The following is a 13127-nucleotide window of genomic DNA, read 5'->3' on the forward strand; positions in this document are numbered from 1 at the left end:
TCGATTGTTTTTGTGATCATCGCCGCGATCATCGTGGCCGCCGATCAATACACCAAACATGTCATCGCCACCACATTCTTACCCGAGGAGAGCCGCATCGTCATTCCACACGTCGTCTATCTGACGTACGTGCAGAATACCCACGGCGCGTTCGGGTTGTTCGGCTCTCATCCGCTGCTGCTGGCTGCGTTCGCATCGGCGGTGCTCATCGGGTTTTTCCTGTGGTACCGCAGCACCGGCAGCGCCGGCATGACCACGCACATCGCGTTCGGCTTGATCCTCGGCGGAGCCATCGGGAACATCGCCGACCGGATGCGGCTCTCGTATGTCGTGGACTTCATCGACTTCCGCTGGTGGCCGGTGTTCAACGTCGCCGATTCGGCCATCTCCATCGGCGTCGTCCTGCTGCTCATCCGCATGCTCATCCACGACAAGAAAGCACTGCCGGCGCAATGACGCGGGCGGTGACGTTTGACGCGACGGCGGAAGACGCCGGCGTGCGTCTCGACGTCGCTGTCTCACGCCGGGTGGATCGATCGCGCACGGTGTGTGCGTCGCTAATCCGCGCCCATCGCGTGCGCGTTAACGGCACCGCGGAAAAAGCTTCATATGCATTGGCCGAGGGCGACCGCGTGGTCGTCGACGTTCCCGCGCCGTCCGAACCAGACGCAAAGCCCGAGGCGATCCCCATTCACATCGTCTATCGCGATGCCGATCTGTGCGTTGTCGACAAACCCGCCGGCATGGCGACGCATCCTGCTCCGGGCAGCCCGCGCGGCACGCTTGTGAACGCGTTGCTCGCCGCGCTGGGTCCGCTGCCGGCGATCAACGGTACGTTGCGGCCGGGCATCGTCCATCGGCTGGACAAGGACACGAGCGGGCTGCTCGTGGTCGCGGTGAGCGAACAGGGAATGCGCGGACTTTCACGCGACATGGCCGAGCGAAAGATCGAACGCGAATACGACGCGGTTGTGTGGGGCCGGTTCGCGCAAGAACGCGGCGTCATCGACGCGCCGCTCGGCCGCGATCCAGGCGATCGGACGAAGTTCGCGGTGCGCGACGGCGGCAGGCGCGCCGTCACGCAGTATCGCGCGGCGGAGACTTTCACGTTGCGGCCCGCCGAACATCGCCGGATCGCTGTGCCGCCGGACGTGCTGACACTCGCGCAACTCAAGCTCGAGACGGGCCGCACGCATCAGATCCGCGTTCATTGCGCGGCGATCGGGCATCCGATCGTCGGCGATCGCGCATACGGAGGCGGCCGGCCGGCGCTTGGCATGCCGCGCCAAGCGCTGCACGCCGCGCGGTTGCGCTTTGTCCATCCGATCACCGGAAAGGCGATGTCGTTCACCGCCCCATGGCCCGACGATTTTGCAGTGCTCGTGGATCGCTTGCGCGCCGGCACGCCGGCATGACGCAATCCCACTTCACGCTGCAGCGGACCGACGACGTCGCTCGCGCCGGCCTGCTGCACACCACGCACGGCGATGTGCCGACGCCGGTCTTCATGCCGGTCGGAACGCAGGCGGCGGTCAAAGGTCTCTCGCCGGACGAACTGCACGCGTGCGGCGCGCGCATCATCTTGGCGAACGCCTACCATTGTTATTTGCGGCCCGGGGCCGAGATCATCGAGCGCGCGGGCGGCCTGCATGGATTCATGGCGTGGAGCGGAGCCATTCTCACCGACAGCGGCGGCTTTCAAGTTTTCTCGTTGAGCAAGTTGTCGCGCGTGGACGACGACGGCTATCACTTCGCTTCGCATCTCGACGGTTCGCGTCACACGTTCACGCCCGAATCCGTGGTCGCACTGCAAGAAAGGCTGGGATCGGACGTCGCGATGCTCCTCGATGACGTGGCGCCCGCCGGCGTGGATCGCGATCGAGCTGCGGATGCCGCGCGGCGCACGCTGGTGTGGGCTCAGCGCGCGCGTGCCGTGAAGAAGCGCGAAGATCAGCTTACGTTTGCGATCGTGCAAGGCTCGACGTTTGACGATCTCCGGCGCGCCAACGCGCGCGAGCTGGTCGAGCTCGATTTTCCCGGCTATGCCATCGGCGGTTTGTGGGTGGGCGAGAGTAAGGAAGAGAGCGTTGCGATGACTCGTGCGACGTGCGAGGAGTTGCCGGCTCATAAGCCGCGCTATCTGATGGGAGTGGGGACGCCCGAAGATCTATTGGACGGCATCGCAGCCGGCGTCGACATGTTCGACTGCGTCTACCCGACCCGTTGTGCGCGGCACGCCCTCGCCCTCACATCGCGCGGACGGCTCAACTTACGCAACGCCAAATTCGCCGACGATTTCACGCCGCTCGACCCTGAATGCGCGTGCACTGCGTGCAGCGGGTTCACGCGGGCATATATAGCGCATTTGTTCCGTTCCGGCGAGTTGCTGGGCGCACGGCTCACGAGCATTCACAATGTCTCTTTTCTCGTTCGGTTCGCGGCCGAGGCACGCCAGTCGATTCTCGCGGGCCGCTTCGCCGAGTACCGCGCCGAGCGCATCGCAGGCCTTTCCGGAGGATAAGTGGCCCGCAGGTTGGAACGTATCGAACGCTTGAGCGATTGTGAAACCCCGGCGTTCGAGCGCCGCGTCGCGGACAACCTTCGGGCCGTGCGCGAACGGATAGCCCGCGCGTGTGCGTCGGCAGGGCGAAGTCCCGAGACCGTCGCGGTGCTGGCGGTGACCAAGGGGTTCGGACCGGAGGCGGTTACGGCGGCGATCGCAGCGGGCCTGACCGATGTCGGCGAAAACTACCTTCAGGAAGCGGCGGCCAAATTTGCGGCCCTCGAACCGCTCGCCGCGGCTTCTGCCCGGCGCCACTTCATCGGCAGGCTGCAACGCAACAAATGTAAACGAGTCGCCGATTTGTTCGACGTCGTCCAATCCGTTGACGACTTATCCATCGCCAAAGCCCTCGACCAATCCGCGCGAGAGATCGGCAAGAAGCTCGACGTGCTCGTGCAGATCAACATCGCTTCGGACGATCGCGCAGGAGTCGCGCCGGGCGAAGCGGCGGCATTCGCCGACGCGATGCGAGCGCTCCCAAATCTGCGGCTGCGCGGCGTGATGGCGGTGGGACCAGCCGATGCCGCCCTCGTTCGCGACGCGTTCGCACAGGCACGCATGACGTTCGGAGAGTTGCGCCAGGGTATCACAGGCGGGCCGGTGTTGTCGCTCGGCATGTCCGGCGATCTCGAAGCGGCGGTCGCGGCGGGCTCCACGATGGTGAGACTTGGAACCGCGCTCTTCGGCGAGCGGCCAGCCAAACAAGTTTCCGCGCCGGACGGCGGGGAAGGATAGGCAAGGATGCTTTCAGCAGGCGTGTGGACCAACTTCAAGCAGTTCTTCGGCCAGGCCGAGGATGAGGATTTCGAGGACGAGTTGCTCGACGACGAGGGAAGGCCGGCGATCATCTCGCTGCGAGACGCCAAGTCGTCTCGGCGCACGGTCGTTTCGGTCTACCAGCCGAAGCGGTACGACGATGTCACCGACATCGCCGACTCGTTGCGCGCGCGTCATCACGTCGTCGTGAATCTTGTCGGCGCCGATCGCACGCTGCAGCAGCGCGTCGTGGATTTCTTGAGCGGCGTCGTCTACACGATGGACGGCAAGATGCAGCGGCTTTCGGAAAGCATCTACCTCTTCGTGCCGAGCAACGTCCACATCAACGCAAAAGACGCGGAGCACGCGATGGGCAGCGCGTACGACGCGTACTGATCGGGAGCGATCGCGTGAAGATCACGCCGCTCGACATCGAGCACAAAGAATTCAAGAAATCGCTGCAGGGCTATGCGCGCGAAGAGGTAGATCAATACCTCGATGAGGTCGCGGAATCGTTCGAGGAGATGATCGCCGAGCGCAGCAAACTCGAATCCGAGTTAGGCGATATGCGCGAGCGCGTCGCACATTTCGATGCCATCAAGGAGACCCTGCAGAACACGCTCGTCTTCGCGCAGCGCAACGCCGATGAGATGAAGGCGGCGGCGCACAAAGAGACCGATCTCATCAAAGAACAAGCCAAGCTGGAAGTGAGTCACGAGCTGCAGGACATGCGCCGCAAGATCGACGACGCCAAAGCCGAACTCGCGCGCATGCAGGACCAGATGACCACCGTTAAACACGACCTGCGATCGTTTCTCACGAGACATCTCACGCTCGTCGAAGATCTCAACGGCCAGCAGAACTCCGCCCCCTCCCATCTTCAAAAGTAGGAGTGCAGCCGTACTAGGGCAAGAATCGCTTGCCCCAGTTCTGTACGAGGGCAAGCATCGCTTGCCCCAGTTCTGTAGGAGGGCAAGCATCGCTTGCCCAGGCGGTATCCAGTTTGAATTCCCAGGCCAAGTGGTAAGCGCTCTCCTCGTCGTTGCCGTGAAACCCGGTTCGAAAGCGCCCGGCATCGTGATCTCAGGCGAGACGGTGACCGTTCGCGTGCGCGAACCCGCGGTCGAAGGGCGAGCCACTGAAGCGGCGCGCCGTGCTGTTGCGGCCGCGCTGCGCGTTCCTCAGAGCGCGGTCACGCTCGTTCGCGGCGCGACATCGCGGCACAAGTCCTTCGCGGTTGCGCGCATGACGAAGGACGAGGTCCTAAAGCGCCTCGCCGAAGACCAGTTGCAGTAGGGCATGCAATCGCTTGCCCAATAAAGGGTGAGCGATGCTCACCCTCCTACACGACGAAAGTGGGGCAAGCGATGCTTGCCCTCCTACACGACGAAAATGAGTGAGCGGGGCCGACCATAAAAGTCGGCCGCTACGACGCGAAGAAAACGGGGGCAAGCGATGCTTGCCCTAGTACAGCTTGCCCTAGTACAAACCGTAGAGGCCGTTTTCGAACACGAGCGTTCGCCCGTTTGAAAGCAAAACGAGTGTGCGCATGTTCTCCCATCCGGCCATCACGTAGGCTCGCACAGCTAGACCCGCGCGCACGAGCGCGGCGGCGCGAACGCTGAGCGTGATGGCATCGCGTTTTGAAATCGGTGTATGCCAAGATGCAACGGCGGCGATCGCATCGGCCGCTTCGACCGGGGACGCTTGTGCGCCGCGGACGGTGGCAAGCGAGCCGGCGGATCGCGGCGCCGTCATGCGTCGGCCTGACTAGCAAGGGTGCTCCGCAAATTGGTCAGCGTGCGGCTGTGGATCTGCGAAACTCGCTGTTTACTGATGCCGAGCCGTCCGCCGATCTCTCTAAAGGTCGCGAATCCGGCGTAGCACGCCGCGATGATGAGACGCTCGCGGGCCGGTAGAGCGGCGACGGCCGCGTCGACCACCCGCTGCACTTCGTGAAGTTGAGCCATGTCGGCCGGATCGGGTTGGTCGGCGATCACCCGGTCACCGAATGTGGCTCCGCTCGGAGTGCCCGGCAGCGGAGAATCAAGCGACACCGGTGTCGCCCGCGAAAGGGCCAACTGGACGGCGTACAATTTCGCATCGTCAAGACCCGCGCCGGTCGCTGCCGCGCGGTCGTCGGGCGCTTCGCCTAACGTTTGCGCAAGCCGCCAGCGCGCTGCATCCAACGTGCGCGCATCGCGGCGCGTGCGTTCGGGGACCACGTCCATGCGGCGAAGCCCGTTGAACATGGCGCCGCGGATGATGCGGCTAGACCACGCTTCGAACGAAACCTTGAACGATGGATCGAAGGTGTCGAGCGCGCGCAAAAGACCGACGCAGCCGTCACCGACAAGATCGTCGCTCACGAAGTGTGCGGGCAAACGGCGCAAAACGCCGGACGCGATCCGCCGCACGAGAGTGAGCGCCGCCTCGCACGCGAGCGAACGGTCGCGCTGGCTTCGCGAATGCGCGTAGTTGTGTGCGTGGGTTTCGAGCGCGGCGTCGGGCAAAGCCGCTGCAGCCGGCGTCATTTCGCAACTCCCCGAAGCGAAGCTTCGAGTTCGTGTGCGAGTCCTGTGCGGTCTGAGCCGGCGATGGCTTGCGCCAGCGCGTCCACGAACATGGATTCCATCAAGTCGTCTCCCGTGCCGCCGCTAGGCTGGCCACTGATGTCCTCGCCGTCGTCAGCTTCGGATTGCGCCTCGCGACTCTGCAGGCTGCGACCGACACCCGCATCGGTCAGCATTTGTTTGAGCATCAGAGCTTCGAATTGTGCGCACGCCTGCGCGAGTCCATCGGGCATCTGCGTCAGCCTCGCTCGAGGTTGTTGGCGAGGCGCAGTAGCTCATCGGCGGCCTGCACGGTCTTGGCGCTGGCCTCATACGCGCGCTGCGCCGAGAGAATGGCCATCATGGCGCCGATTACGTTGACGTTCGCTCGTTCCAAGCAGCGTTGTTTGACGGCGCCGAAGCCGCCGGTGCCAGGCGATCCGCGATAACATTTGCCGGACGCCTGCGTGGGATAGAACAGACCGTCTGCGGCAAGCCGCAGTTGCGGGTTGTCGGCGAACGCGCAAAGGCGGATGTGGCCCGCGATCACCGCGCCGGGTTTGCCGACGACGCGGCAGCGAACGATGCCATCGGCGCCGATCGTCATCTGCGTGGTGCCGTGCGGCAAGCGAACGTCCGCGAGCGCGGCGCCGCCGGGAAGTCGGAGTTGTCCACTGGCGTCCGGTGTGAAATTCCCGGCGCGCGTGAACGCGGCACGGCCAGCCGCGGTGTGCACTTCGAAGAGCCCTTCGCCGTCGATCGCGATGTCGTCGTCGTTGTTCGTGGAATCGAGTTTGCCTTGCGAGAAGAGCTTTCGCTGCGCACCATCGGCGGTGCCGAGCGTGCGACCATCGGGCGTGATGAGCGCGGCGAATTCCGGCCGGTCGGCGCGGTAACCGGGCGTGTCGGCATTTGCGAGATTGGCGGAAATGGCGTCGATGATGGCTTGCTGTGCGTCCATGCCGGCAGCTCCGGCGACGAGCGCGCGGTTCACTGATGCACCGCCGGAACGTCGGTAACCGCACGCCGCAGCGTCTCGTCGGCGCGTTGCGAAGCTTTTTGATTCGCTTCAAACGCGCGCTGCGTGGAGACGAGCGCGGTCATTTCGGCGATGGGATTGACGCCCGAGTCTTCGAGATAGCCGGCGCGAACCTGCGCCGCCGCCCGGCTGAGCAACGCTCCAGGTAAAGCCGCGCAGTAGCCGCCGCCTCGATCGACGGATTTGTCTACATCTACTATTCTAAGCCGATCGATGATGTGGCCGCCCGAGACTATGCGTCCTTCGCTGTCGATCGTGGCGCGGTGCGGAAAGCGCACGGGTCCAAGGGCGCCCAAAAGTCGGTTGCCGCGAGCATCCACGAGTGAGCCGCTTGAATCGGAAGAGAACCGGCCATCGCGAGTGTAGCGAACGCCGTCGGATGTTGCAACCGCAAAGAAACCCGGCCCGCTCAAAGCGGCGTCGGTGGGGACGCCGGTGAGGCGCAACGCTCCCTGCAAAGACGAAGCGTTGGCGGCAGCGCCAAGCCGATCCGCAAAACGGGCTGCGGCCGGCAATGAAGCGCGGTAACCTGGTGTTCCCGCGTTGGCGAGATCGGCGGCGATCTGATCGAGACGGGCCGCCTGTGCGCGCATGCCCGTGGCCGCGCTCACAAGTGCATCCGGTGCGTCCATGGTGATCCTCCGGTTACTTGGGAAAGTGGGAGGACGATACGCCCGGGAGGTTGCCGACATGGCGCGAAAATACGGCCGACCTATGAACAGGTGGCTAGCAGCGGAGCACAGCGCTTAGAACGCCTGGGGCGGGAGTTTGCTAGATTAGAAGTTTGTCCGGCGAAATCGGGAGGTCCCGTACACGAATGCCGGTCGCATGATAGACCGCATTGGCCACCGCCGCCGCCGAACCACATATGCCGATCTCGCCGATTCCACGTACGTGCGCCGGATTGACGTTGGTGTCATCGTCTTCGACAATGATGATGTCCACGTCGGGTATGTCGGCGTTCGTCGGGATAAGATAGTCACTCAGGTTCGCGTTCATGATCCGTCCGCTGCGGACGTCATACCGCGTTTTCTCAAAGAGCGCCATACTGATGCCCCAGACGACGCCGCCCAAGAACTGGCTGCGAGCCGTCTTTTCGTTTAATATGCGACCGCCATCATATGCGCCGACAAAGCGCGCGACTCGCACGGTGCCGAGATCGGGATCCACATGCACCTCGGCAAAATGTGCGCCAAAGGCTTGCTGCTCGAAACGCTCTTCCTGTTCGCTGGGCTTCTCTTCAACCATCAATTCGATGCCGTCACTCGGCACCGCTCCATTGAGTGCAGCGAGCTTTTCGCGTAGTTGGTTAGCAGCCGTGGCAACAACCGATCCCACACTGCTCGCAGTCTGCGAACCAGCGGCAATCGGCGCATGTGGAAGTGAGGTGTCGCCGAAGTCGAATCGAACACGCTGCAGGGGGATCTCTAAGATCTCGGACGCGAGTTGTGCATAAACCGTAGATGACCCGGTGCCCTGCTCAATAGTTCCACAGGCGATGACCACGCTTCCATCGTGATTCATCCGAATCCGCGCGCTCGCGCCGCTTCGATGAGTCGCGCGCGAACCAGAGGCCATGCCAAGCCCTACAAGCAGACGGCCGTTGCGCATCGAGCCGATGGCGGGAGACCGTTGCGCCCAACCGAAGCGCTGCGAACCGAGTTCATAACATTCGCGCAACTTCTTGCTCGTGTACGGTTTGCCGGAATCCGGGGAGTTTTCCGAGTAGTTGCGGATTCGCAACGCCAGAGGATCCATCTTGAGCGCATACGACAGCTCGTCCATTGCCGACTCGATGGCAAAAGATCCGGTGGACTCGCCGGGCCCTCGCTGATACGTGGGCTTGCTTATGTTCAACCGGCGGAGCTCTTGCGACATTGAAAAGTTAGCGACCGCATACAGATCACGAGCGAAGACTGCAGACGGCTCGACGAATTCATCGGCCATGCTCGTCTCGTTGCGAACGTCGTGAATGACGGCAATCAGCCGGCCGTCGATCTCCGCACCGAGCGAAACAGTCTGTTCGGTCTGGGGCCGGTGGCCGACCCAGCCGAACATCTGTTGCCTGGTCGCCAATAGCTTAACGGGCCGGCCCACCATTTTTGCGGACATGACCGCAAGCGGCACGTGGGACCACACCTGCCCCTTGCCTCCGAATGCGCCGCCGACGAAGGGCGCAACGACGTGGATTAGGCCGGCGTCGATGCCGAAGATCTTCGCGATGCGCGACTGCACGCCGAAAACCCACTGTGTGGAGTCATAGATCGTCAGGCGACCACCATCCCATGCCGCGATTGTGCCGTGTGTTTCCATGGGGTTGTGATGTTCGGTCGGCGTGGTGTAGGTTTGATGCAGGCGAACGGGTGCGGCGGAAATCGCGCCTTCCGCGTTTCCACGCCGATGCTTGGCAGGTTTGCCGAATATCTGGTCGGGCGTGACGCGTGAAGCGCTCTCCATGTCCATCGCAGGCGGAATCTTCTCGTAGGTAACGACCACTTGGTCGGCGCCATACACCGCCTGCTCGAACGTCTCAGCGATCACAACGGCGATTGGCTGCCGGTCGAACTGGACGACGTCGTCTTGAAGCACGAACAAAATCGACTCGGTATCGCTTGACTTGTGCGTGCTGACGCGCGGCGCGTTGCGATGCGTTAACACTTCGATGACACCGTCGGCAGCACGCGCGCGCGATTCGTCGATCGACGTTATCCGTCCGTTTGCAATCGTGCTCGCGACGACGACGGCGTGCGCCATGCGGTCGAGCGAATTGTCAGCGGTATACAGAGCGCGCCCGGTGACTTTGATTGGACCATCAACACGATCGTATGGCTTGCCGATGATGGGCTGGCTCATGCCGTCTCCAGAGTAATCTCGATTGCGCGAACCAGCGTGCGCTTTGCAAGTTGCACCTTGAAGTTGTTTTCGCCATGTCCGCGAGCGCCTAAGAGCGCGGCCTCGGCTGCACGCTCGAATGAGTCTCGAGTCGCGGGCGCACCTATCAAAGTGCGTTCTGCTTGGCGCGAACGCCACGGTATCGTGCCAACGCCACCCAGGGCGATGCGCACATCACCAATCGAATTATTGCTTATCTCGATGGCGACAGCTGCCGAGGCGAGCGCAAATTCGTATTCCATGCGGTCGCGCACTTTCAAATATGTGGAATTGTGCGCAAACGGAAGCAGTGGAACGGAGACCGCCGTTATCAGTTCGTCTTGATGAAGCGTCGTTTCGATGTTGGGGTTCGCTTGTGGCAGCTGATAGAAGTCATGAATGCTGACATCGCGATCTCCCTTACTTCCGGTCACATGAACGATCGCATCGAGCGCAACCAACGTGACCGCGAGGTCAGAAGCATGCGTCGCGATGCACTGATCGCTCGTGCCGAGAATCGCCTGCATCCGGTTGATTCCGCCGATAGCGCCGCAGCCGCTTGCCGGGGTGCGCTTATTGCATGGCGTGGCCACGTCGCGGAAGTAGGGACATCGCGTGCGTTGTAGGATATTGCCGCCGATCGACGCCATATTGCGCAGTTGGGGCGAGGCGCTTTGATCGAGCGAACTTGCGATCATTGGGAAGGAACTGCGGACGGCGGCATGAGAGGCGACGTCGCTCATGCGAGCCAGCGCGCCGATGTATAACCGATCGCTGCGAAGTTCAATTGTGCGTAGCGGAAGTGCGTTGATGTCGATGAGCAATGCAGGTCCTTCGACGTCATCTTTCATCAGGTCTAGAATATTCGTGCCACCCGCGATATACTTCGCCGAGCCGCCCACGCCCGCAGCATCCAATGCAGCAGAAACACTTTCGATACGAGAGAAGCGAAACGGCCTCATTCCGTGACACTCCCATCCGCAATCGCGTCAACGATATGCGGATAGCATCCGCATCGGCACAGATTGCCGCTCATCTGGGCTTGAATCGTCTCCCGATCGAGCGAATGCCCTTCGTTGAGGAGCGCAATCGCGGACATGATCTGTCCTGAGGTGCAGTAGCCGCACTGAAATCCATCGTGCTTGATAAACGCCGCTTGAATCGGATGCAAGCGGCCGTGGTCTGCAATGCCTTCGATGGTCGTGATCTCGTCGCCGGCGTGCATCATGGCGAGCGTGAGGCAAGAGTTGATCCGCCGGCCGTTCACGTGCACGGTGCACGCTCCGCAGGTTCCCTGATCGCAGCCTTTTTTGGTTCCCGTCAGTCCTAGGTGGTCGCGAAGAGCGTCGAGCAGGGTTACGCGAGGATCTATCTCGAGCGTACGCTCGGCGCCATTCACATGCAGTACCAACCGCTCCGGTCTGGATTCGCTAATCTTCGCGCTGGAGCGCGCGGCGCGTGCTGCGGCTCGAAGGCCAAGGTACATGACGAACGCGGTGGCGGATATTTTGACGACGAATCGCCGTCGATTCATGGGAGCTCCAAGCGGCATTTCTTCGTCCATAATCGGGTTCTTCCCGAAAGCCGCCGTGATAACCCTGAGTGCATATCCGCGTCCGCCCGCCGAGCCCGGGAAGGGACCGTCGTGGCGCTGAACTGCGGACTAATTATGAATGAGTGGACCGCGATCCTAAGCGATCGTTCACGTCGCGGCACGTGAAGAGCCAGGGCCAGCTGAGCTCATCATGTGTCGTCGGTCTCGTCTTGGCATTGGCGGCTTGCGCTCAATCCCAAACCGCGACGGCGACTTCCCCGGCGCCGATAGCCTCGAAGAGTCCCACGCAGTCAGTTCGGCCGCATAAGACGCACCATGGCGGCGTGTACGCCGTAACAGTCGTCAACGCTGATCCCGGCTGCGCACTTCCGGCCTGGATATTGAAGCAGTCTCCGATGGCTCCGCCCGACATCGCGATGGCAGATAACGGCGATGTCGCCTTCGTCGAACACGGTCCGGCAACGCAGTGCGGTGCCGAAGACGGGGTCATCGCGACCGGCAGTATTGTAAACTTAGCGAGCCACACGACCTCAACAGTTCACGAAACTATTGGGCTGAATTATGGCGTGGTCATCGTCAAAGCAAACGGCAGGCGATCTACAATCCGACGCATCCCGCCGTTGACTTTTCCACGAGTTCTTGAAATCGACTTCTCCATTACCGGTCTGCGGCTGGCAGACGACGGAACGCCCTTCATCACGTTAGCGGAGGGGGCCGGCACGACGCGCGAGGCCGAGTGGGTGTTCTCTTGGAGCGCAGCTGCATGGCGCGAACAAATCATGGAACTACCAATTCGATATGGCGGGCCGCTCAATCGGAGAGTTGACGCGGTCGAGACGCCGTCGCGATATTCAGTCGTCGGCGACTATCGCGAGGCTACTCAGTTTAGCTACGAATACCATGACCGGGACCCGACTTACGACATGGACGAGGCCGGCATCGTCGAAGATGGTAAGGTCGCTCCACTGGGATTCGGCGACGTGACGTCCATGCGTGGCCGATATTCGGCCGGATATGTCGCGCCCTATGGCTGGTGTGCTCAGACTGGAGCGCCAACAGCAGTGCTGTGGGATGGCACAAAGAAAAAGAAACTTGGACCTGGCGTCGCCTTCGGTGTCGATGCTGATGGCGATGTCGTTGGAGATGACCGGCCGCCCGTGAACGGTCAATCGAACGAACAAACCGGTACGGACTGCATCGACGGCGCACACCCCACGCTGTGGCGACATGGGAAAGTGGTGCAGCTCTCCAAACTGCGTGGCTCGGCTTTGGCTATTCGCAACGGAACGATTGTTGGGACCGTAGGCGTGATTGCTGTTTGCTGCGTCGGTCCGGAGAATAAATTCGCCTCGCTGACCGGCGGGAACGCGTTTGTGGCGCGCGCAAGAGATGAGGAGCATACTTTTCGCTATCTCGACGAGTTAGCTCGTGGCGATTGGACGATCACGAGTGCGTTTGCTATCGCGGCTAGCGGCCGCATCTTAGCGGTCGGCCACCCCAGTGAATCTCAAGTCTCGAGCATCTTAATCCTCGATCCGCGCTGACACCGTGTCAAAAGAGGGCTGCCTAGTTAATTTGACCCGGGGAAGGTGCCGTCGCAACGCGGAACTGCCGCTGGATGATAAACATGTGGTCAGAACCGGAAACCTACGAAGGATACGTCGGGCGATGGAGCCGAGTGGTCGCGCCAGAATTCCTCGCATGGCTGCACGCGAGGCGCAATCTGCGCTGGTTGGATGACGGCTGCGGCACGGGCGAATTGACGCGCGCGATCCTCGAACATAGCCGGCC

The 13127-nt window shown here is 62.1% G+C and carries 16 protein-coding genes; 8 read left to right on the forward strand and 8 right to left on the reverse strand.

Translation table 11 applies throughout. The annotated features are described in order from the left end of the window. Window positions 1-12: 12 nt before the first annotated feature. The 7 genes from lspA (at window position 13) to VII69_11595 (ending at window position 4615) form a co-directional block, all read left to right on the forward strand. A complete protein-coding gene (gene lspA, locus VII69_11565) occupies window positions 13-456 on the forward strand; it encodes a signal peptidase II (protein HEY5095744.1) in 444 nt (147 codons plus the stop codon). Then, window positions 453-1415, forward strand: coding sequence for an RluA family pseudouridine synthase (locus VII69_11570; GenBank protein ID HEY5095745.1), 963 nt, complete (start codon window positions 453-455; stop codon window positions 1413-1415). Before lspA ends, VII69_11570 begins: the two co-directional genes overlap by 4 nt. After that, a complete protein-coding gene (gene tgt, locus VII69_11575) occupies window positions 1412-2521 on the forward strand; it encodes a tRNA guanosine(34) transglycosylase Tgt (GenBank protein HEY5095746.1) in 1110 nt (369 codons plus the stop codon). Before VII69_11570 ends, tgt begins: the two co-directional genes overlap by 4 nt. Before the next feature lie 30 nt (window positions 2522-2551). Then, window positions 2552-3298, forward strand: coding sequence for a YggS family pyridoxal phosphate-dependent enzyme (locus tag VII69_11580; protein ID HEY5095747.1), 747 nt, complete (start codon window positions 2552-2554; stop codon window positions 3296-3298). Between the two features lie 6 nt (window positions 3299-3304). Continuing rightward, the gene (locus VII69_11585; GenBank protein HEY5095748.1) at window positions 3305-3715 is read left to right on the forward strand and encodes a cell division protein SepF; all 411 of its coding nucleotides are present in this window, start codon (window positions 3305-3307) and stop codon (window positions 3713-3715) included. Between the two features lie 14 nt (window positions 3716-3729). Next, window positions 3730-4209 carry a DivIVA domain-containing protein gene (locus tag VII69_11590; GenBank protein ID HEY5095749.1) on the forward strand — a complete coding sequence of 160 codons (480 nt, stop codon included), beginning with the start codon at window positions 3730-3732 and terminating at the stop codon, window positions 4207-4209. A 130-nt stretch (window positions 4210-4339) separates the two neighbouring features. Then, window positions 4340-4615 carry a DUF167 family protein gene (locus VII69_11595; GenBank protein HEY5095750.1) on the forward strand — a complete coding sequence of 92 codons (276 nt, stop codon included), beginning with the start codon at window positions 4340-4342 and terminating at the stop codon, window positions 4613-4615. Window positions 4616-4798: 183 nt separating this feature from the next. On the opposite strand, the gene VII69_11600 is transcribed toward VII69_11595, so the two are convergent. The 8 genes from VII69_11600 to VII69_11635 all read right to left on the reverse strand — a co-directional run bounded on the left by VII69_11600 (window position 4799) and on the right by VII69_11635 (window position 11315). Further along, window positions 4799-5077 (reverse strand): hypothetical protein, encoded by a 279-nt coding sequence (locus VII69_11600; GenBank protein HEY5095751.1) that lies wholly within the window; start codon window positions 5075-5077, stop codon window positions 4799-4801. Beyond that, entirely contained in the window at window positions 5074-5853 is a 780-nt protein-coding gene (locus tag VII69_11605) for a sigma-70 family RNA polymerase sigma factor (GenBank protein ID HEY5095752.1), read from the reverse strand. Before VII69_11605 ends, VII69_11600 begins: the two co-directional genes overlap by 4 nt. Beyond that, on the reverse strand, window positions 5850-6125 hold the full coding sequence (locus VII69_11610; protein HEY5095753.1) for a hypothetical protein: 276 nt from the start codon (window positions 6123-6125) through the stop codon (window positions 5850-5852). Before VII69_11610 ends, VII69_11605 begins: the two co-directional genes overlap by 4 nt. Window positions 6126-6130: 5 nt before the next feature. Further along, complete coding sequence (locus VII69_11615; protein HEY5095754.1) at window positions 6131-6865, reverse strand: flagellar hook-basal body protein; 735 nt, start codon at window positions 6863-6865, stop codon at window positions 6131-6133. After that, window positions 6862-7542 carry a flagellar hook basal-body protein gene (locus VII69_11620; GenBank protein ID HEY5095755.1) on the reverse strand — a complete coding sequence of 227 codons (681 nt, stop codon included), beginning with the start codon at window positions 7540-7542 and terminating at the stop codon, window positions 6862-6864. The genes VII69_11615 and VII69_11620 overlap by 4 nt, the downstream gene beginning before the upstream one ends. A 139-nt stretch (window positions 7543-7681) precedes the next feature. Further along, a complete protein-coding gene (locus VII69_11625; GenBank protein HEY5095756.1) occupies window positions 7682-9763 on the reverse strand; it encodes a xanthine dehydrogenase family protein molybdopterin-binding subunit in 2082 nt (693 codons plus the stop codon). Beyond that, window positions 9760-10743 carry a xanthine dehydrogenase family protein subunit M gene (locus VII69_11630; protein HEY5095757.1) on the reverse strand — a complete coding sequence of 328 codons (984 nt, stop codon included), beginning with the start codon at window positions 10741-10743 and terminating at the stop codon, window positions 9760-9762. The genes VII69_11625 and VII69_11630 overlap by 4 nt, the downstream gene beginning before the upstream one ends. Beyond that, entirely contained in the window at window positions 10740-11315 is a 576-nt protein-coding gene (locus VII69_11635) for a (2Fe-2S)-binding protein (protein HEY5095758.1), read from the reverse strand. The genes VII69_11630 and VII69_11635 overlap by 4 nt, the downstream gene beginning before the upstream one ends. 416 nt (window positions 11316-11731) lie before the next feature. Between VII69_11635 and VII69_11640 the strand changes: the two genes are divergently transcribed. Beyond that, entirely contained in the window at window positions 11732-12880 is a 1149-nt protein-coding gene (locus VII69_11640) for a hypothetical protein (protein HEY5095759.1), read from the forward strand. Window positions 12881-13127 lie beyond the last annotated feature (247 nt).

The organism is Candidatus Eremiobacteraceae bacterium, from assembly GCA_036511855.1.
Taxonomy (GTDB): Bacteria; Vulcanimicrobiota; Vulcanimicrobiia; order Eremiobacterales; family Eremiobacteraceae; genus JABCYQ01.